Origin of the sequence: Streptococcus mitis, assembly GCF_001579045.1 — a bacterium.
GTDB classification, from domain to species: domain Bacteria; phylum Bacillota; class Bacilli; order Lactobacillales; family Streptococcaceae; genus Streptococcus; species Streptococcus mitis_D.
In genome coordinates this window covers 58,584-75,771 of sequence record NZ_KQ970263.1, presented here as the reverse complement: position 1 = coordinate 75,771, position 17,188 = coordinate 58,584, and the positions used below count along the sequence as shown (strand labels likewise).

The 17,188-nt window shown below is 40.8% G+C and carries 20 protein-coding genes; 15 read left to right on the top strand and 5 right to left on the bottom strand.

All coding sequences use genetic code 11. The features are described 5' to 3' along the window. Positions 1–3: 3 nt before the first annotated feature. Entirely contained in the window at positions 4–1,635 is a 1,632-nt protein-coding gene (locus tag SMIDD28_RS06540; protein WP_061425347.1) for a Na/Pi cotransporter family protein, read from the bottom strand. A 239-nt stretch (positions 1,636–1,874) separates the two neighbouring features. Here SMIDD28_RS06540 and SMIDD28_RS06535 point away from each other — a divergent pair, with 239 nt between their 5' ends. The 13 genes from SMIDD28_RS06535 (at position 1,875) to dnaJ (ending at position 13,507) form a co-directional block, all read left to right on the top strand. Next, entirely contained in the window at positions 1,875–3,071 is a 1,197-nt protein-coding gene (locus SMIDD28_RS06535; RefSeq protein WP_001096743.1) for a phosphoglycerate kinase, read from the top strand. A gap of 135 nt (positions 3,072–3,206) precedes the next feature. Further along, complete coding sequence (locus tag SMIDD28_RS06530) at positions 3,207–3,734, top strand: FUSC family protein (protein WP_000119914.1); 528 nt, start codon at positions 3,207–3,209, stop codon at positions 3,732–3,734. Between the two features lie 76 nt (positions 3,735–3,810). Continuing rightward, the gene (glnR, locus tag SMIDD28_RS06525) at positions 3,811–4,167 is read left to right on the top strand and encodes a transcriptional repressor GlnR (protein ID WP_000659548.1); all 357 of its coding nucleotides are present in this window, start codon (positions 3,811–3,813) and stop codon (positions 4,165–4,167) included. 36 nt (positions 4,168–4,203) lie between these two features. After that, a complete protein-coding gene (gene glnA, locus SMIDD28_RS06520; protein WP_001122886.1) occupies positions 4,204–5,550 on the top strand; it encodes a type I glutamate--ammonia ligase in 1,347 nt (448 codons plus the stop codon). Between the two features lie 117 nt (positions 5,551–5,667). Then, positions 5,668–5,988: a PadR family transcriptional regulator gene (locus SMIDD28_RS06515; protein WP_061425586.1), complete on the top strand. Its 321-nt coding sequence runs from the start codon at positions 5,668–5,670 to the stop codon at positions 5,986–5,988. Continuing rightward, the gene (locus SMIDD28_RS06510) at positions 5,988–6,563 is read left to right on the top strand and encodes a DUF2812 domain-containing protein (RefSeq protein WP_061425346.1); all 576 of its coding nucleotides are present in this window, start codon (positions 5,988–5,990) and stop codon (positions 6,561–6,563) included. Before SMIDD28_RS06515 ends, SMIDD28_RS06510 begins: the two co-directional genes overlap by 1 nt. A gap of 34 nt (positions 6,564–6,597) precedes the next feature. Continuing rightward, a complete protein-coding gene (locus SMIDD28_RS06505; protein ID WP_061425585.1) occupies positions 6,598–7,110 on the top strand; it encodes a DUF2812 domain-containing protein in 513 nt (170 codons plus the stop codon). A gap of 160 nt (positions 7,111–7,270) precedes the next feature. Then, positions 7,271–8,305 carry a heat-inducible transcriptional repressor HrcA gene (gene hrcA / locus SMIDD28_RS06500; RefSeq protein WP_061425345.1) on the top strand — a complete coding sequence of 345 codons (1,035 nt, stop codon included), beginning with the start codon at positions 7,271–7,273 and terminating at the stop codon, positions 8,303–8,305. Positions 8,306–8,331: 26 nt separating this feature from the next. After that, a complete protein-coding gene (grpE, locus tag SMIDD28_RS06495; RefSeq protein WP_061425344.1) occupies positions 8,332–8,856 on the top strand; it encodes a nucleotide exchange factor GrpE in 525 nt (174 codons plus the stop codon). A gap of 10 nt (positions 8,857–8,866) precedes the next feature. Further along, positions 8,867–9,259, top strand: a complete 393-nt coding sequence (locus tag SMIDD28_RS06490; RefSeq protein ID WP_061425343.1) for a hypothetical protein — start codon at positions 8,867–8,869, stop codon at positions 9,257–9,259. A 239-nt stretch (positions 9,260–9,498) separates the two neighbouring features. Continuing rightward, the gene (gene dnaK, locus SMIDD28_RS06485; RefSeq protein WP_061425342.1) at positions 9,499–11,322 is read left to right on the top strand and encodes a molecular chaperone DnaK; all 1,824 of its coding nucleotides are present in this window, start codon (positions 9,499–9,501) and stop codon (positions 11,320–11,322) included. 215 nt (positions 11,323–11,537) lie between these two features. Next, the gene (locus SMIDD28_RS06480) at positions 11,538–12,170 is read left to right on the top strand and encodes a DJ-1/PfpI family protein (RefSeq protein ID WP_061425341.1); all 633 of its coding nucleotides are present in this window, start codon (positions 11,538–11,540) and stop codon (positions 12,168–12,170) included. Positions 12,171–12,367: 197 nt separating this feature from the next. Beyond that, positions 12,368–13,507: a molecular chaperone DnaJ gene (dnaJ, locus tag SMIDD28_RS06475; protein ID WP_061425340.1), complete on the top strand. Its 1,140-nt coding sequence runs from the start codon at positions 12,368–12,370 to the stop codon at positions 13,505–13,507. Between the two features lie 280 nt (positions 13,508–13,787). On the opposite strand, the gene SMIDD28_RS06470 is transcribed toward dnaJ, so the two are convergent. Both SMIDD28_RS06470 and SMIDD28_RS06465 read right to left on the bottom strand, forming a co-directional pair. Beyond that, positions 13,788–14,075 carry a hypothetical protein gene (locus SMIDD28_RS06470; RefSeq protein ID WP_061425339.1) on the bottom strand — a complete coding sequence of 96 codons (288 nt, stop codon included), beginning with the start codon at positions 14,073–14,075 and terminating at the stop codon, positions 13,788–13,790. A gap of 9 nt (positions 14,076–14,084) precedes the next feature. Continuing rightward, positions 14,085–14,495 carry an HIT family protein gene (locus SMIDD28_RS06465; protein WP_061425338.1) on the bottom strand — a complete coding sequence of 137 codons (411 nt, stop codon included), beginning with the start codon at positions 14,493–14,495 and terminating at the stop codon, positions 14,085–14,087. Positions 14,496–14,562: 67 nt separating this feature from the next. Here SMIDD28_RS06465 and SMIDD28_RS06460 point away from each other — a divergent pair, with 67 nt between their 5' ends. Continuing rightward, positions 14,563–15,294: an ABC transporter ATP-binding protein gene (locus SMIDD28_RS06460; protein WP_061425337.1), complete on the top strand. Its 732-nt coding sequence runs from the start codon at positions 14,563–14,565 to the stop codon at positions 15,292–15,294. After that, the gene (locus SMIDD28_RS06455) at positions 15,291–16,340 is read left to right on the top strand and encodes an ABC transporter permease (protein WP_061425336.1); all 1,050 of its coding nucleotides are present in this window, start codon (positions 15,291–15,293) and stop codon (positions 16,338–16,340) included. The genes SMIDD28_RS06460 and SMIDD28_RS06455 overlap by 4 nt, the downstream gene beginning before the upstream one ends. A 61-nt stretch (positions 16,341–16,401) precedes the next feature. Here the strand turns inward: SMIDD28_RS06455 and SMIDD28_RS06450 are convergent, their stop codons facing one another. Beyond that, positions 16,402–16,725 (bottom strand): hypothetical protein, encoded by a 324-nt coding sequence (locus SMIDD28_RS06450; protein WP_061425335.1) that lies wholly within the window; start codon positions 16,723–16,725, stop codon positions 16,402–16,404. A gap of 28 nt (positions 16,726–16,753) precedes the next feature. Continuing rightward, positions 16,754–17,005 (bottom strand): hypothetical protein, encoded by a 252-nt coding sequence (locus SMIDD28_RS06445; protein WP_001130045.1) that lies wholly within the window; start codon positions 17,003–17,005, stop codon positions 16,754–16,756. Between the last annotated feature and the right edge of the window lie 183 nt (positions 17,006–17,188).

Sequence of the window (17,188 nt, the reverse complement as noted above, 5' to 3'; positions counted from 1 at the left end):
ATCTTAGATTTGTTCAGCGATGACCTTTTCAGCAAGGTTCATAGCATGGTCAGACACTCGAGTGTAGTGGGAAATGATGTCGATAAAGTTGACCCCAGCTTGTGTTGAACACTCGCCCTTGTTGAGGCGTTTGATGTGGGTTTTTCTGAGAACACGCTCTATATTGTTGATTTCTTTATGGCGTTCAATCAGACTTTGAGCTTTTTCAATATCATTGTTTTCCACGCTATCAAGGGCATCCTTGATAAAACCAGTGGTTTTTTGATAGATATCAGCCAATTCCTCCAAAGCAGCTTCAGAAAACTCAACATTTTTACGTTGAAGATAGTCGGTCAGATTGATTAGAGCTTCTGCGTGGTCCCCAATCCGTTCCAAATCACGGGATGAATCTAGGATGTTGGTCAGCACTTCACTTTCTTTCTGGCTAAGGGCTTCACTTGAAAGAGTAATAAGGTAACGAGTCAATTTTTCATCAATGGTATTGATGGCTTCTTCCGTCTTGTGGCCTTTTTCAGCAACCTTTTCATTGAGGTCAATGATGTAGTTGTATGAAAGGTCAAAGGCTTTAGAAGCGTAGTTTCCTAAGTGCAAGAGCTCTTTCTTAGCATTTCCGAGAGCGATAGATGGAGCTTGTTTGATGAAATGCTCATCAAGATAAAGTGGCTCGTACTTCACAACTTCATCTTCACCAGGGATGAGCTTGGTTACAAAGAAAGCCAAGGCTCCGATGAATGGAAACTGGATAATAGTATTTGTAATATTAAAGGTTCCGTGGGCGAAGGCAATGGTCATTTCTGGAGCCAGATTGAGTGTAGATTCAAACCATTGAATCAAGCCAGTGAAAGGTACAAGGAAGACAATACAGATAACCGTACCAATCACGTTAAAGGCGACATGGGCACCAGCAACACGTTTGGCGGCGATATTGGCTCCAAGAGAAGCAATAATAGCTGTAATAGTCGTTCCGATATTATCACCAAACAAGACTGGTAGGGCACCTTGTAGATCAATCAAACCACTTGCGTAAAGATTCTGTAGGATACCGATAGTTGCGGAAGAAGCTTGAATGAGTAGGGTTAGTCCAGTTCCGACAAAGACACCTAGAATAGGACTCTTACTTAGTTCGACCATGTAGTCTCTAAAGACTTGCAGGTCTTTTAGAGGCTCCATTGCACCGCTCATGAGATTGAGGGCAAAAAAGATACCACCGACACCAAAAATGATACGTCCGATGTTATTGATGGAGCGATTCTTGGTGAAGAAGAGAAAAATCGCTCCGATGAAAAGCATTGGTAAGGCGTAATCTCCTAGCTTAAAACCGATGATAAAGGATGTAACGGTAGTTCCAATATTGGCACCCATGACAATACCGATAGCTTGACGCAAGGTCAAAAGTCCTGCACTGACTAGTCCCACTGTAATGACTGTGACACCAGAACTTGACTGAATTAGCGCCGTCATACCGATACCAACTAGCACACCGAAGAACGGATTGCTGGTATATTTGTCAATGTAAAAACGAAGGCGATCCCCAGCAGCTTGTTGTAAACCGTCTCCCATGGTCTTAATACTATATAAGAATAGTCCCAGACCACCTAAAAAGTGAAATAAAATTTCCTGCCAATTAATGGACATTTCTTTTTCCTCCGAAAAATAATCGCGGAATATCTCCTATTCTATTTTAAAGGATAAAAGTAAATCTAACAAGTGTTAAGCTAAGATTTTAGGAAGAAAAATTGTCAGAAAAAGTAAAAATAATATACTCTAGCATGTCACAAAGATTAAATATCGAAAAATCTTGTGAAATCTTTCCTTATATTTCCAAAGTGTGATATAATAGTTTCGAATAAAATAAATAAAGGGGTTTTTGTAACATGGCAAAACTTACTGTTAAAGACGTTGACTTGAAAGGTAAAAAAGTCCTCGTTCGTGTTGACTTCAACGTACCATTGAAAGATGGCGTAATCACTAACGACAACCGTATCACAGCAGCTCTTCCAACTATTAAGTACATCATCGAACAAGGTGGACGTGCAATTCTTTTCTCTCACCTTGGACGTGTGAAAGAAGAAGCTGATAAAGCTGGTAAATCACTTGCTCCTGTAGCAGCTGACTTGGCAGCAAAACTTGGTCAAGACGTTGTTTTCCCAGGTGTCACTCGTGGTGCTGAATTGGAAGCAGCTATCAACGCTCTTGAAGATGGACAAGTTCTCTTGGTTGAAAACACTCGTTACGAAGATGTTGACGGCAAGAAAGAATCTAAAAACGATCCTGAACTTGGTAAATACTGGGCATCACTTGGAGATGGTATCTTCGTAAACGATGCATTCGGTACAGCTCACCGTGCACATGCATCTAACGTTGGTATCTCAGCAAATGTTGAAAAAGCAGTTGCTGGTTTCCTTCTTGAAAACGAAATTGCCTACATCCAAGAAGCAGTTGAAACTCCAGAACGTCCATTCGTGGCTATCCTTGGTGGTTCAAAAGTTTCAGACAAGATTGGTGTTATCGAAAACTTGCTTGAAAAAGCTGATAAAGTCCTTATCGGTGGTGGTATGACTTACACATTCTACAAAGCACAAGGTATTGAAATCGGTAACTCACTTGTAGAAGAAGACAAATTGGATGTTGCGAAAGCTCTTCTTGAAAAAGCAAACGGCAAATTGATCTTGCCAGTTGACTCAAAAGAAGCTAACGCATTTGCTGGCTACACTGAAGTGCGTGACACTGAAGGTGAAGCAGTTTCTGAAGGTTTCCTTGGTCTTGATATCGGTCCAAAATCTATCGCTAAATTTGACGAAGCTTTGACTGGTGCCAAAACAGTTGTATGGAACGGACCTATGGGTGTATTTGAAAACCCAGACTTCCAAGCTGGTACAATCGGTGTGATGGACGCTATCGTGAAACAACCAGGCGTTAAATCAATCATCGGTGGTGGTGACTCAGCTGCCGCAGCGATTAACCTTGGCCGTGCAGACAAGTTCTCATGGATCTCTACTGGTGGTGGAGCATCAATGGAACTTCTCGAAGGTAAAGTTCTTCCAGGACTTGCAGCCTTGACAGAAAAATAAGATTTCATAAATGAATCAAAGAAGAGAGGGATGAAAGTTCCTCTTTTCTTTTGTTTAAAATAAAAACGCTTCCTCTCAACTATTCCTCATAAAAATCACCGATTTATGATAAAATGGAAATAGAAAGTTGAGATTATGAGTTATTTTAAAAAATATAAATTCGATAAATCCCAGTTCAAACTTGGTATGCGAACTTTTAAAACAGGTATAGCTGTTTTTCTAGTTCTCTTGATTTTTGGCTTTTTTGGTTGGAAAGGTCTTCAAATAGGTGCTTTGACAGCTGTGTTTAGCCTGAGGGAGAGTTTTGATAAGAGTGTTCATTTTGGGACTTCGCGTATTCTAGGAAATAGTATCGGTGGCCTCTATGCCTTGGTTTTCTTCCTAATAAATAGTTTTTTCCACGAAGCCTTTTGGGTGACCTTGGTAGTTGTTCCAATCTGCACCATGTTAACCATTATGACAAATGTAGCCATGAATAACAAAGCAGGGGTTATTGGTGGTGTAGCAGCTATGTTAATCATTACCCTATCGATTCCGAGCGGTGAAACGATTTTGTACGTATTTGCGCGTGTATCAGAAACTTTCATGGGAGTTTTTGTTGCAATTCTCGTAAATTACGATATTGATCGTATTCGGCTCTTTTTAGAGAAAAAAGAAAAATAATGTTACATTTTATAACATTATCAATTGACGTTTGTCTTTTTTTAGACTATAATAGACAGAAAGAAGGAAATTGTAAATGAAGGAAAAAGAATTTCGCCGAAATATGGCTGTTTTTCCTATCGGCAGTGTTATGAAGTTGACCGATCTATCGGCGCGTCAGATTCGTTATTATGAAGATCAAGAGTTGATTAAGCCTGATCGAAACGAAGGGAACCGTCGCATGTATTCCTTGAATGACATGGATCGTCTGCTTGAAATCAAAGATTATATCTCTGAAGGTTATAATATCGCTGCCATTAAGAAAAAATATGCTGAACGTGAAGCGAAATCCAAGAAAGCGGTGAGTCAGACTGAGGTGCGTCGTGCACTTCACAATGAACTCCTCCAACAGGGTCGCTTTGCTTCAGTACGGTCACCTTTTGGTCGCGGTTAGGCAACCGCAAGTAGTCATACATTAAGGAGAAAACTCATGCCAATCACAGCTGCAGATATTCGTCGTGAAGTCAAGGAAAAAAATGTTACCTTTATCCGTCTCATGTTCTCAGATATTTTGGGAACCATGAAAAACGTCGAAATTCCTGCTACAGATGAACAGTTAGATAAAGTCTTGTCAAATAAGGCTATGTTTGATGGATCTTCTATCGAAGGTTTTGTACGTATCAATGAGTCAGATATGTACTTGTACCCTGACTTGGATACATGGACAGTCTTCCCTTGGGGAGATGAAAATGGAAGTGTTGCAGGTTTGATCTGTGATGTCTATACAACAGAAGGTGAACCATTTGCAGGAGACCCTCGTGGTAATTTGAAACGTGCTCTTCGTCACATGGAAGAAGTGGGATTCAAGTCCTTCAACCTTGGACCAGAGCCAGAATTCTTCCTATTTAAGTTGGATGAAAATGGGGACCCAACACTTGAAGTGAATGACAAGGGTGGCTATTTTGATTTGGCACCTACGGACCTTGCGGACAATACACGTCGTGAGATTGTGAATGTCTTGACCAAAATGGGATTTGAAGTAGAAGCCAGCCACCACGAGGTTGCTGTTGGACAACACGAGATTGACTTTAAGTACGATGAAGTTCTCCGTGCTTGTGATAAGATTCAAATCTTTAAACTTGTTGTTAAAACTATTGCTCGCAAACATGGTCTTTACGCAACCTTTATGGCCAAACCAAAATTTGGTATTGCTGGATCAGGTATGCACTGTAATATGTCCTTGTTTGATGCAGAAGGAAACAATGCCTTCTTTGATCCAAATGATCCAAAAGGAATGCAGTTGTCAGAAACTGCCTACCATTTCCTTGGCGGTTTGATCAAGCATGCCTACAACTATACTGCCATCATGAACCCAACGGTTAACTCATACAAACGTTTGGTTCCTGGTTATGAAGCACCTGTTTACATTGCTTGGGCTGGTCGTAACCGTTCGCCACTTGTGCGCGTTCCTGCTTCACGTGGTATGGGAACTCGTCTTGAGTTGCGTTCAGTGGATCCAATGGCGAACCCTTACATCGCTATGGCTGTTCTTTTGGAAGTTGGTTTGCATGGTATTGAAAATAAAATCGAAGCACCAGCTCCTATCGAAGAAAATATCTACATCATGACAGCAGAAGAGCGCAAGGAAGCTGGTATTACAGACCTTCCGTCAACCCTTCACAACGCTTTGAAGGCTTTGACAGAAGATGAGGTTGTCAGAGCAGCTCTTGGAGAACATATCTATACTAGTTTCCTTGAAGCCAAACGAATCGAATGGGCAAGTTATGCAACCTTCGTTTCACAATGGGAAATTGATAATTATTTAGACCTTTACTAATACTAATATAGAAGAAAGATTGCCTGTGGGTGATCTTTTTTCTTGTGTTTTATATCGAGGTGTGATATATTATATAACGAGGTGCGATATATCGAACTGAATAGGAGGTGAATGCAAATGGAATTAACGGATAAGATTCGTCGGGTCTATCTTCCGATGACGGAAACGGGTTTTTATATCTTGTTCTGTCTGCAAAAGGAAGGTCATGGGTACAGTATTACGCAAAAGGTCAAGGAGATGACGGATTCGCAAGTTTCGATTAGTCCTGGAACTATGTATGGAACCTTATCAAAAATGGAAAAGGATGGTTTGATTTCCTTTGTCCGAGAAGAGGAAAAACGGAAAATCTATCAGATTACAGACTTGGGACGCAAAGTCTTAGATATTGAATTGAAACGTATTGAACGGCTCTATAGAAACAGTCGGGAGGAAAGATGATGGAAAAGAAAGTTGTTTATCGAATTTTTACAATTGCGGATTATGAGAGGGAGGCTCTATATTTTAGAGAAATGCATGCTAAGGGCTGGAAACTTAGGAAAGTAAGCTATTCTATCTTATTGTTTGTAGTTAAGTATACCTTTGAAAAATGTCAGCCTGAGCAAGTATCTTATCAGTTGGATTTTTACCCAATGGAAAAATCAGAGAGAGCCTCCTATTTACAACTGTTTAAAGACTGTGACTGGGAGCATATTACAGACTTTAATAGTTTTTCCTATTTTAGAAAAGCACATTCTGAAATTGAATCGGATGCCGAGTTTGAAATTTATAATGACGCGGCAGGGAAGTTAGCTATGGTTAATCGCATTTTAAGACTGCGATTAGTACCTGTTTTACTTTTGCTAGCCATACATATACCATTCTTACTTAAATTGCTCAATAGAAGTAATGCGTATGGTCTATGGAGTTTACTTGCGGTCGGGCTAGATGTTTTTTTGTCTTTAATCCTTTTGTTAATAGTTGCCTATATTAGCTGGAAGTTATGGCATAAAAAGAAGGAATTATCAGATTTATGATAGGGTAGGTATGCGCAAAATTGGAGGGGAAGTCATGATAAATAAAAAGCAATTTCGGATTTTCACCATTGTTGATTTGGACAAGGAAGAAGAATATTTACATGAGATGCATTTGAAAGGCTGGAGATATAGAACGAGTCGTTTTGGTTTTTTCTATTTTGACCAATGTCAACCAGACGATGTCATCTACCGTATCTATGATTCTAGATTTCTTAAAAAGTATCAGCATGAACTGCAAGATTTTAGAAATAGAGGTTGGGAATTGATAGAAACAGGTTTTTGTTCAATTCTTCGTAAATCATCTTCTGATTTACTTACGGAGGATCAAGTCTATATGAGTAAGGATCTCAGATGGGAAGTTATGCGATATAGACTTCGTTCATGTACAGCTACTTTCTTAGGTGGTTTGGTTGTTTGTATGAGTTTATTTAAAGAAGAACTTCCTATGTCTTTCTTTGTCATTTTTGCTCTCTATGCCTTTATGATTTCTTATCTAATCTATGGTTTTTTAAGACTTAAAAGGAAATATCAAGTAGATGAACAGTAAGGTTCTAGGTCTTTAGACTGATTTTTAGCACTCTTGACAAAAGAGTGCTAATTTTTTGAGTTTTTATCTTGACATTCTCTTTTAAGGGTGTATAATAGAATCATAAGTTAGCACTTGAGTGTATCGAGTGCTAATTGATCAGACAGAGAGGAGTGATGAGATGGTTACAGAGCGTCAGCAGGATATTTTAAATCTGATTATTGACATCTTTACCAAAACGCACGAACCTGTCGGATCCAAAGCCTTACAAGAGTCTATTAACTCTAGCAGTGCAACCATTCGTAATGACATGGCGGCTCTAGAAAAGCAAGGTTTGCTTGAAAAGGCTCATACTTCAAGTGGTCGGATGCCAAGTGTTGCTGGTTTTCAATACTATGTGAAACATTCACTGGATTTTGATCGACTGGCTGAAAATGAGGTATATGAGATTGTTAAAGCCTTTGATCAGGAATTCTTCAAGCTAGAGGATATTCTGCAAGAAGCTGCTAATCTACTGACAGACCTGAGTGGTTGTACGGTAGTGGCACTGGATGTTGAGCCCAGCAGGCAACGTTTGACAGCCTTTGATATCGTTGTTTTGGGGCAACATACAGCCTTGGCAGTATTTACCCTAGATGGGTCGCGAACGGTTACTAGTCAGTTTCTGATTCCAAGGAACTTCTTGCAGGAGGATTTGCTGCAACTGAAGGCAATCATTCAGGAACGTTTCCTCGGTCACACTGTTCTAGATATTCACTACAAGATTCGGACGGAGATTCCGCAGATTATCCAGCGTTACTTCACAACAACGGACAATGTTATCGATCTCTTTGAACACATCTTTAAGGAAATGTTCGACGAAAATATTGTGGTGGCGGGCAAGGTCAATCTCTTGAATTTTGCCAATCTAGCAGCCTATCAGTTCTTTGATCAGCCGCAAAAGGTGGCCTTGGAGATTCGTGAGGGTCTGCATGAAGATCAGATGCAAAATGTCCGTGTTGCGGACAGTCAAGAGTCCTGTCTAGCTGACCTAGCGGTGATTAGTAGCAAGTTTCTCATTCCTTATCGGGGAGTTGGAATTCTAGCGATTATCGGTCCGGTCAATCTGGATTACCAGCAGTTAATCAATCAGGTCAATGTGGTCAACCGTGTTTTGACCATGAAGTTGACAGATTTTTACCGCTATCTCAGCAGTAATCATTACGAAGTACATTAAGATTGAAATCATTAAAGGAGGCGAAAATGGCCCAAGATATAAAAAATGAAGAAGTAGAAGAAGTTCAAGAAGAGGAAGTTGTGGAAACAGTTGAAGAAGCAACTCCTGAGAAGTCTGAATTGGACTTGGCAAATGAACGTGCGGATGAGTTCGAAAATAAATACCTTCGCGCTCATGCAGAAATGCAAAATATCCAACGCCGTGCCAATGAAGAGCGTCAAAACTTGCAACGTTATCGCAGCCAGGACTTGGCAAAAGCGATTCTCCCTTCTTTGGATAACCTTGAGCGTGCACTCGCAGTTGAAGGTTTGACAGATGATGTGAAGAAGGGCTTGGAAATGGTGCAAGAAAGCTTGATTCACGCTTTGAAAGAAGAAGGAATCGAAGAAATCGCAGCTGACGGTGAATTTGACCATAACTACCATATGGCTATTCAAACCATGCCAGCAGATGACGAACATCCAGCAGACACCATCGCACAAGTCTTCCAAAAAGGCTACAAACTCCATGACCGTATCCTAAGACCGGCTATGGTTGTGGTGTATAATTAGAAAGGAATAGATGGAACAAATAAGTTTATTAATCCAATTGATAAAGGAATATGGTCCAGTAACAGTAATAGTGCTAATAGCAGTAGTGTTATTATGGTTATTGATTGTTTACCCAGTTTTACGTCTTTTTTGGGGGCTCTTAAAAAATCTTTTTACGACTAGAAAACGAGCTTCAAAAAACAATTGGAATTATCAAAGTCAGAAAACAGTTTTTAAGTTTGAACGAACTGAGAAAAAAAGGCTGGAATATTTTGAAGGGCTTAAACAATGGGGTGAAATCACTCTAAATGGTGGTAGTGTTTATGAAATTAATTATAAAGCTTATCCAAATAGAACTTTGAAACAGAAGATTTTGGAGTGGGATAAAGTGGTGATTGTTATTACATTGACACCTAAAAAATAAGAACTTGTCCGAAACGACAATAAACTATGAAAGAAAGATAAAAAGTAGTTCAGCTTTGCAATAGTGAGCGAAGCGAACCAAAGACGATACTCTTCGCCGTGGCGCTATTTGCGTAAACTTTTAGACCTTAGGCTCAAAGTTTAGTCAAAGAGATTGACGAAGTCAAGCTCTGACGGCGCCGCCACTTAAGAAGAGTATCAAAAAGAAAAATAGAATATAAAATTTAAGGAGAAAAACACATGTCTAAAATTATCGGTATTGACTTAGGTACAACAAACTCAGCAGTAGCAGTTCTTGAAGGAACTGAAAGCAAAATCATCGCAAACCCAGAAGGAAACCGTACAACTCCATCTGTAGTCTCATTCAAAAACGGCGAAATCATCGTTGGTGATGCTGCAAAACGTCAAGCAGTTACAAACCCAGATACGGTTATCTCTATCAAATCTAAGATGGGAACTTCTGAAAAAGTTTCTGCTAACGGAAAAGAATACACTCCACAAGAAATCTCAGCTATGATCCTTCAATACTTGAAAGGCTACGCTGAAGACTACCTTGGTGAAAAAGTGACTAAAGCAGTTATCACAGTTCCAGCTTACTTCAACGACGCTCAACGTCAAGCAACAAAAGACGCTGGTAAAATCGCTGGTCTTGAAGTAGAACGTATCGTCAACGAACCAACAGCAGCAGCTCTTGCTTACGGTTTGGACAAGACTAACAAAGAAGAAAAAATCTTGGTATTTGACCTTGGTGGTGGTACATTCGACGTCTCTATCCTTGAATTGGGTGACGGTGTCTTCGACGTATTGTCAACTGCAGGGGACAATAAACTTGGTGGTGACGACTTTGACCAAAAAATCATTGACCACTTGGTAGCAGAATTCAAGAAAGAAAACGGTATTGACTTGTCTACTGACAAGATGGCAATGCAACGTTTGAAAGATGCAGCTGAAAAAGCGAAGAAAGACCTTTCTGGTGTAACTTCAACTCAAATCAGCTTGCCATTTATCACTGCTGGTGAGGCTGGACCTCTTCACTTGGAAATGACTTTGACTCGTGCTAAATTTGACGATTTGACTCGTGACCTTGTTGAACGTACGAAAACTCCAGTTCGTCAAGCCCTTTCAGATGCAGGTTTGAGCTTGTCAGAAATCGACGAAGTGATCCTTGTTGGTGGTTCAACTCGTATCCCAGCCGTTGTTGAAGCTGTTAAGGCTGAAACTGGTAAAGAACCAAACAAATCAGTAAACCCTGACGAAGTAGTTGCTATGGGTGCGGCTATCCAAGGTGGTGTCATTACTGGCGATGTCAAAGACGTTGTCCTTCTTGACGTAACACCATTGTCACTTGGTATCGAAACAATGGGTGGAGTATTTACAAAACTCATCGACCGCAACACAACAATTCCAACATCTAAATCACAAGTCTTCTCAACAGCAGCAGACAACCAACCAGCCGTTGATATCCACGTTCTTCAAGGGGAACGCCCAATGGCAGCAGATAACAAGACGCTTGGACGTTTCCAATTGACAGATATCCCAGCTGCACCTCGTGGTATCCCACAAATCGAAGTAACATTTGACATTGATAAAAATGGTATCGTATCTGTTAAGGCCAAAGACCTTGGAACTCAAAAAGAACAAACTATTGTGATCCAATCGAACTCAGGTTTGACTGACGAAGAAATCGACCGCATGATGAAAGATGCAGAAGCTAACGCTGAAGCAGATAAGAAACGTAAAGAAGAAGTTGACCTTCGTAACGAAGTAGACCAAGCAATCTTTGCGACTGAAAAGACAATCAAGGAAACTGAAGGCAAAGGCTTCGACGCAGAACGCGACGCTGCCCAAGCTGCTCTTGATGATCTTAAGAAAGCTCAAGAATCAGGTAACCTTGAAGACATGAAAGCTAAATTGGAAGCTCTTAACGAAAAAGCTCAAGGACTTGCTGTTAAACTCTACGAACAAGCCGCAGCAGCCCAACAAGCTCAAGCAGGAGCAGAAGGTGCACAAGCAACAGGAAACGCAGGCGATGACGTCGTAGACGGAGAGTTTACTGAAAAGTAAGATGAAAAGCCCGTTAAAACCTCACAGTGAAAATAGGAAATCTGACGCAGAAACTTTAGTTTCTAGGAAGATTTGTCTTTTTCACCAAGAGGTTAGGGAGTGCTCGATTTAGCATTACTAGTTTGATTTTTAAAACTCGAACGTCGTAATGATAGGAAGAAATCCAGAGGTTGCAACCCAGCCTCTGTTTTTCGATAAAATAGAGGATGTTGCGTATGAAAAAAGTACTTTGTATCATTTATCCTAATTTTTCTCTTTATGAGATAACCACTTTAACGAGTACTTTAGCTCTGTCTTTTGATATCACGATTGATTATGTAGCTTCTGAGAATTCGATGGTGGTCTCTGAGGATGGTTTGTCCTGTCAACCGATGAAAACATTGGATCAGATCCGTATAGAAGATTATTCTTGTGTGATTTTGCCAGGAATGGTAAGTATAGGTCCTACTCTACAAGATGAGAAATTGATCTCGTTTTTGAGAAGTCTTAATGAGCAAGATATCCTAATTGCAGCCATTTCTTCAGCGCCTCTTTTATTGGCGAAAGCAGGCTTGTTGAACGACACGAAATTTACAGGTGGAATTTGGCAAAACTTCTTTGACTATTTTGAATTTCTTCCACGTGAGAATTTCCAACCGAAAGTTCTTGTCCAAGATAAACAAATCATTACGGCTATTGGTTTTGCACATCAAGAGTTTGCAAGAAAAGTGATTTTCGGTTTAGGGTTGGCAGAGAATACGGACAACTATTTTAAAGAACAGAACGAGTATGCTGAAGAGGATTTGATATTTACTCTATCAGATGAAGAGTTTAATCAAGTGAAGCAGAGTATAGAAAACAACCTCTAAATATTTACATGAAAATTATAGAAAGGAACAAAGAGTGTTCGCAACTGAACACGGGTTCCCAAATTTTTGACTCAATATAAAAGAAAGGAATTGAACCCGACCTAAATTCTCGGAAAAAAGATAAATCTGCCTAGGAGCATCGCTCCAGCGTCAGATTTCCTATTTTTCAGTCGAATTTTACGGTCTTGGTATCTTGTATGAACAATACTGAATTTTATGATCGTCTGGGGGTGTCAAAAAACGCTTCGGCAGACGAGATCAAAAAGGCTTATCGTAAGCTTTCGAAAAAATATCACCCAGATATCAACAAGGAGCCTGGTGCTGAGGAAAAGTACAAGGAAGTTCAAGAAGCATATGAAACTTTGAGTGACGATCAAAAACGGGCTGCCTATGACCAATATGGTGCGGCTGGTGCCAATGGTGGCTTTGGAGGCTTCGGTGGTGGAGCTGGCGGTTTCAATGGGGCAGGTGGCTTCGGTGGTTTTGAGGACATTTTCTCAAGCTTCTTCGGTGGAGGCGGTACTTCACGCAATCCAAATGCTCCTCGTCAGGGGGATGACCTCCAATACCGTGTGAATTTGACCTTTGAAGAAGCTATTTTTGGAGCTGAAAAAGAAGTTAAGTACAATCGTGAAGCAAGCTGTCGTACATGTAATGGCTCTGGTGCTAAACCAGGAACAAGTCCAGTCACTTGTGGACGCTGTCATGGTGCTGGTGTCATTAACGTTGATACACAAACTCCTCTTGGTATGATGCGTCGCCAAGTAACCTGTGATGTCTGTCACGGTCGTGGAAAAGAAATCAAAGATCCATGTACAACCTGTCACGGAACAGGGCATGAAAAACAAGCTCATAGCGTACATGTGAAAATCCCTGCTGGTGTGGAAACAGGTCAACAAATTCGTCTAGCTGGTCAGGGTGAAGCAGGCTTTAACGGTGGACCATACGGTGACTTGTATGTAGTAGTTTCTGTGGAAGCCAGCGACAAGTTTGAACGTGAAGGAACCACTATCTTCTACAATCTCAACCTCAACTTTGTCCAAGCGGCTCTTGGTGATACAGTTGATATCCCAACGGTTCACGGTGATGTTGAATTGATTATCCCAGAGGGAACTCAGACTGGTAAGAAATTCCGTCTACGTGGTAAAGGAGCTCCAAGTCTTCGTGGCGGTGCAGTTGGTGACCAATACGTTACCGTTAATGTTGTGACTCCGACAGGCTTGAACGACCGCCAAAAAGCAGCCTTGAAAGAATTCGCAGCTGCTGGTGATTTAAAAGTCAATCCAAAGAAAAAGGGCTTCTTTGACCATATTAAAGATGCCTTTGAAGGAGAATAAAAGTAAAAAGAGCCGTTGGGCTCTTTTTGTTTATAGATTTTTTAAGACTTTCCTTAAGTAATGACGGACGGTAGCGACCTTTTCCGAAGTTCCATACCTAAACTTTGGGCCTAGGTCTCAAAGTTTCCGAACACCTGAAACCAAGCTGTTTCAGGTGTTTTCATTACGGCGGAAAGTCTTCGATTTAGTTGTGACATGGTGAATGAGTTGCCTAAATTATGATGTATAGTTGATGGGATATAACTTGTTTACCTTTTAAAAAAGAGCTGAGTGGCTCTTTTTACTTATCTTCAATTTCCTGTGTTTCTTTGATGACAGCTAGTCTGGTCTGGATATCCTTTTCCAAGACCTTAAACTTGTAAGTTAGGTCTTCTTGGTATTCCTTGATGAGTTCTTTTTGCTGGTCAATGATTTGCAGGCTGTTTTGGATAATATCCACATCGTCCTTGATAGCTTGAACGCGGTCAGTGGTATTCAAGACTTCATCTGTGATGGTTTGGCGATTTTTTGTGACCAGATAACTTCCGACTGCAGCTCCTGCAAATAGCAGTAGATTGGATAATTTCATGGCAACTCCTTAGGCGTTTTTGATGGTTTCAGCGACTTGAGCAAGTTTGTCAAAGTCTGGTTCGTGGGCGATAAAATCAATCTTGAGGTCATCGTCAGCACTGTAGCGAGGTACAAGGTGAACGTGGGTATGAAAGACGGTTTGTCCTGCGACTTCTTCACAGTTGGCAATGATATTCATACCAGCAGCCTTGGTAGCTTTCATGACTTTTTGAGCTACTTTTGGTACTTGGGCAAAGAGTTGGCTAGCGCTGGTAGCGTCCATTTCTAAAAGATTGCGATAGTGTTCTCTTGGTACGACCAAGGTGTGTCCTGGTGTCACTTGAGAGATATCAAGAAAGGCAAGAACCTGCTCATCTTCATATACTTTTGAAGCAGGAATTTCCCCTGCGATGATTTTACAAAAAATGCAATCTGACATAAAATCTACCTCTACTGTATTGAATTTTGATATAATATAGCTACATTATACCAGATTTGGAGAAAATATGTTAGAAATTAAAAACCTGACAGGTGGCTATGTCCATGTCCCTGTCTTGAAAGATGTGTCCTTTACTGTTGAAAGTGGGCAGTTGGTCGGTTTGATTGGTCTCAATGGTGCTGGAAAATCAACGACAATCAATGAGATTATCGGTCTGTTGACACCTTATAGTGGCTCCATCAATATCAATGGCCTGACCCTGCAAGAAGATGCGACTAGCTACCGCAAGCAGATTGGTTACATTCCCGAGACACCTAGCCTGTATGAGGAATTAACCCTCAGAGAGCATATTGAAACGGTTGCCATGGCTTATGGTATTGAGCAGAAAGTAGCTTTTGATCGAGTAGAGCCCTTGCTAAAAATGTTCCGTCTGGATCAGAAATTGGACTGGTTCCCTGTTCATTTTTCCAAAGGGATGAAGCAGAAGGTCATGATTATCTGTGCTTTTGTGGTGGATCCAAGTCTTTTCATCGTGGATGAGCCTTTCCTTGGTCTTGATCCGTTGGCTATTGCAGACTTGATTCAGCTTTTGGAAGTGGAAAAGCAAAAGGGCAAGTCCATTCTCATGAGTACCCACGTGCTGGATTCGGCGGAGAAGATGTGTGATGCCTTTGTCATTCTCCACAAGGGAGAGGTGCGTGCCAAGGGGAATCTCCTGCAACTGCGCGAAGCCTTTGACATGCCTGAGGCTAGTTTGAATGATATTTACTTGGCTCTGACCAAAGAGGAGGGGCTATGAAAGACTTGTTTTTAAAGAGAAAGCAGGCTTTTCGTAAGGAGTGTATTGGTTATCTGCGCTATGTTCTCAATGACCACTTTGTCTTGTTCCTGCTTGTCCTGCTGGGCTTTCTAGCCTACCAGTACAGCCAACTCCTGCAACATTTTCCTGAAAATCATTGGCCTATCCTTTTGTTTGTAGGAATTACGTCTGTTTTACTTTTGCTTTGGGGAGGAATTGCCACCTATATGGAGGCTCCAGACAAGCTCTTTCTCTTAGTTGGAGAAGAGGAAATCAAGCTCCACCTCAAGCGTCAAACTGGCATTGCCCTAGTCTTTTGGCTCTTTGTCCAGACCCTTTTCTTGCTTTTATTTGCGCCCTTATTTTTAGCCATGGGTTATGGCTTGCCTGTTTTTCTGGTCTATGTGCTTTTATTGGGGGTAGGAAAATATTTCCTCTTTCGTCAAAAGGCCAGCAAATTTTTCACTGAAAATAGACTGGACTGGGACTATGTTATTTCCCAAGAAAGCAAGCGTAAGCAAGTCTTGCTTCGTTTCTTTGCCCTCTTTACGCAGGTAAAGGGAATTTCAAACAGCGTCAAGCGTCGTGCCTATCTGGACTTTATCCTAAAGGTTGTTCAGAAGGTACCTGGAAAGATTTGGCAAAATCTCTATCTGCGTTCTTATCTGCGAAATGGAGACCTCTTTGCCCTCAATCTCCGTCTGCTCCTACTTTCCTTGCTGGCGCAGGTCTTTATCGAGCAAGCCTGGATTGCGACAGCAGTGGTAGTGTTCTTTAACTACCTTTTGCTCTTCCAGTTGCTGGCCCTCTATCACGCCTTTGACTACCAGTATTTGACCCAACTCTTTCCACTGGACAAGGGGCAAAAGGAAAAAGGTTTGCAGGCGGTAGTCCGAGGATTGACCAGTTTTGTTTTACTTGTGGAATTAGTTGTTGGGTTGATTACCTTCCGAGAAAAACTAGCCCTTCTAGCCTTACTAGGAGCTGGTTTGGTTTTATTAGTCTTGTATTTGCCTTATCAGGTCAAACGTCAGATGCAGGACTAACATTGCCTATATGACACTAAAAAAGAAGTTGAGTTCAGTTTGTCTCAACTTCTTTTATTTTCTACAGGATAATGGTTGGTCCGTAGAGACTCAATTTGGTCTTGACCTGGTCAAAGTGGAAGCGGTCATAGGCCCGCCAAGCGGCGCGGGTAGGGGCATCTGGATCAAGAGTGCTGAGTCCCATGAGAAGACTGGAAGTCTGGTAAAATTTTTCCAGTTCAATCAAGACTCGATTATCCACTGTCTCAGCCTTGGCTAGAAAGCCAAGAATAGAGTTTAATTGCTCCTGAAAGCGGACGTCGTCAGCGGTTGCCTGTCTGCATGCTTGGTAGGCTTTGTTTAAGTCAGTTATCAGTGCCTGAGCAGTTTTAATTGGGTCTGTCATTTACGTGACCTCCTATATAATTTATGTTTTAAGGTAAGGGATTGTGTAAATCTCCTAGTGAGGCACCTATATTATTAGCAACATTGCCAACTATGTTGCCCCAATCAATGATACATTTACCATTATCAAGATTAGCTTTATTATATGAATATCCATTTCTACATAGTACATTATCGCTAATCATATGAAACGGAGAATACCATCCATATGGAATACTACCGCCATTTATATGAGAAAGTTCGATTGATGTTAATTGTTTTGTTTTATTTGACTTGGCCATAATTTTCTCCTTGTTATATTTACGTCAATTGCAATAGAGTATATTTATAGGGTGTTAATCATGGTGGATGTGAATAAATCATATGCACCCCTCCTTTTTTGATGATTTTTAAAGTTGTTGCAAACATAGTCTTTCTATAATCATAGTCTATCACTTTTATCTCCTTTTTCACCTTCAAATCTT

Excerpts from the sequence above, each read along its gene's own strand:
- glnA (WP_001122886.1), top strand. The coding sequence starts at position 4,204 with ATGCCAATCACAGCTGCAGATATTCGTCGTGAAGTCAAGGAAAAAAAT.
- SMIDD28_RS06515 (WP_061425586.1), top strand. The coding sequence starts at position 5,668 with ATGGAATTAACGGATAAGATTCGTCGGGTCTATCTTCCGATGACGGAA.
- SMIDD28_RS06510 (WP_061425346.1), top strand. The coding sequence starts at position 5,988 with ATGGAAAAGAAAGTTGTTTATCGAATTTTTACAATTGCGGATTATGAG.
- SMIDD28_RS06445 (WP_001130045.1), bottom strand. The coding sequence starts at position 17,005 with ATGGCCAAGTCAAATAAAACAAAACAATTAACATCAATCGAACTTTCT.
- SMIDD28_RS06490 (WP_061425343.1), top strand. The coding sequence starts at position 8,867 with ATGGAACAAATAAGTTTATTAATCCAATTGATAAAGGAATATGGTCCA.
- SMIDD28_RS06530 (WP_000119914.1), top strand. The coding sequence starts at position 3,207 with ATGAGTTATTTTAAAAAATATAAATTCGATAAATCCCAGTTCAAACTT.
- SMIDD28_RS06535 (WP_001096743.1), top strand. The coding sequence starts at position 1,875 with ATGGCAAAACTTACTGTTAAAGACGTTGACTTGAAAGGTAAAAAAGTC.
- SMIDD28_RS06470 (WP_061425339.1), bottom strand. The coding sequence starts at position 14,075 with ATGAAATTATCCAATCTACTGCTATTTGCAGGAGCTGCAGTCGGAAGT.
- dnaK (WP_061425342.1), top strand. The coding sequence starts at position 9,499 with ATGTCTAAAATTATCGGTATTGACTTAGGTACAACAAACTCAGCAGTA.
- SMIDD28_RS06455 (WP_061425336.1), top strand. The coding sequence starts at position 15,291 with ATGAAAGACTTGTTTTTAAAGAGAAAGCAGGCTTTTCGTAAGGAGTGT.
- SMIDD28_RS06505 (WP_061425585.1), top strand. The coding sequence starts at position 6,598 with ATGATAAATAAAAAGCAATTTCGGATTTTCACCATTGTTGATTTGGAC.
- SMIDD28_RS06480 (WP_061425341.1), top strand. The coding sequence starts at position 11,538 with ATGAAAAAAGTACTTTGTATCATTTATCCTAATTTTTCTCTTTATGAG.
- SMIDD28_RS06450 (WP_061425335.1), bottom strand. The coding sequence starts at position 16,725 with ATGACAGACCCAATTAAAACTGCTCAGGCACTGATAACTGACTTAAAC.
- hrcA (WP_061425345.1), top strand. The coding sequence starts at position 7,271 with ATGGTTACAGAGCGTCAGCAGGATATTTTAAATCTGATTATTGACATC.
- SMIDD28_RS06460 (WP_061425337.1), top strand. The coding sequence starts at position 14,563 with ATGTTAGAAATTAAAAACCTGACAGGTGGCTATGTCCATGTCCCTGTC.
- SMIDD28_RS06540 (WP_061425347.1), bottom strand. The coding sequence starts at position 1,635 with ATGTCCATTAATTGGCAGGAAATTTTATTTCACTTTTTAGGTGGTCTG.
- grpE (WP_061425344.1), top strand. The coding sequence starts at position 8,332 with ATGGCCCAAGATATAAAAAATGAAGAAGTAGAAGAAGTTCAAGAAGAG.
- SMIDD28_RS06465 (WP_061425338.1), bottom strand. The coding sequence starts at position 14,495 with ATGTCAGATTGCATTTTTTGTAAAATCATCGCAGGGGAAATTCCTGCT.
- glnR (WP_000659548.1), top strand. The coding sequence starts at position 3,811 with ATGAAGGAAAAAGAATTTCGCCGAAATATGGCTGTTTTTCCTATCGGC.
- dnaJ (WP_061425340.1), top strand. The coding sequence starts at position 12,368 with ATGAACAATACTGAATTTTATGATCGTCTGGGGGTGTCAAAAAACGCT.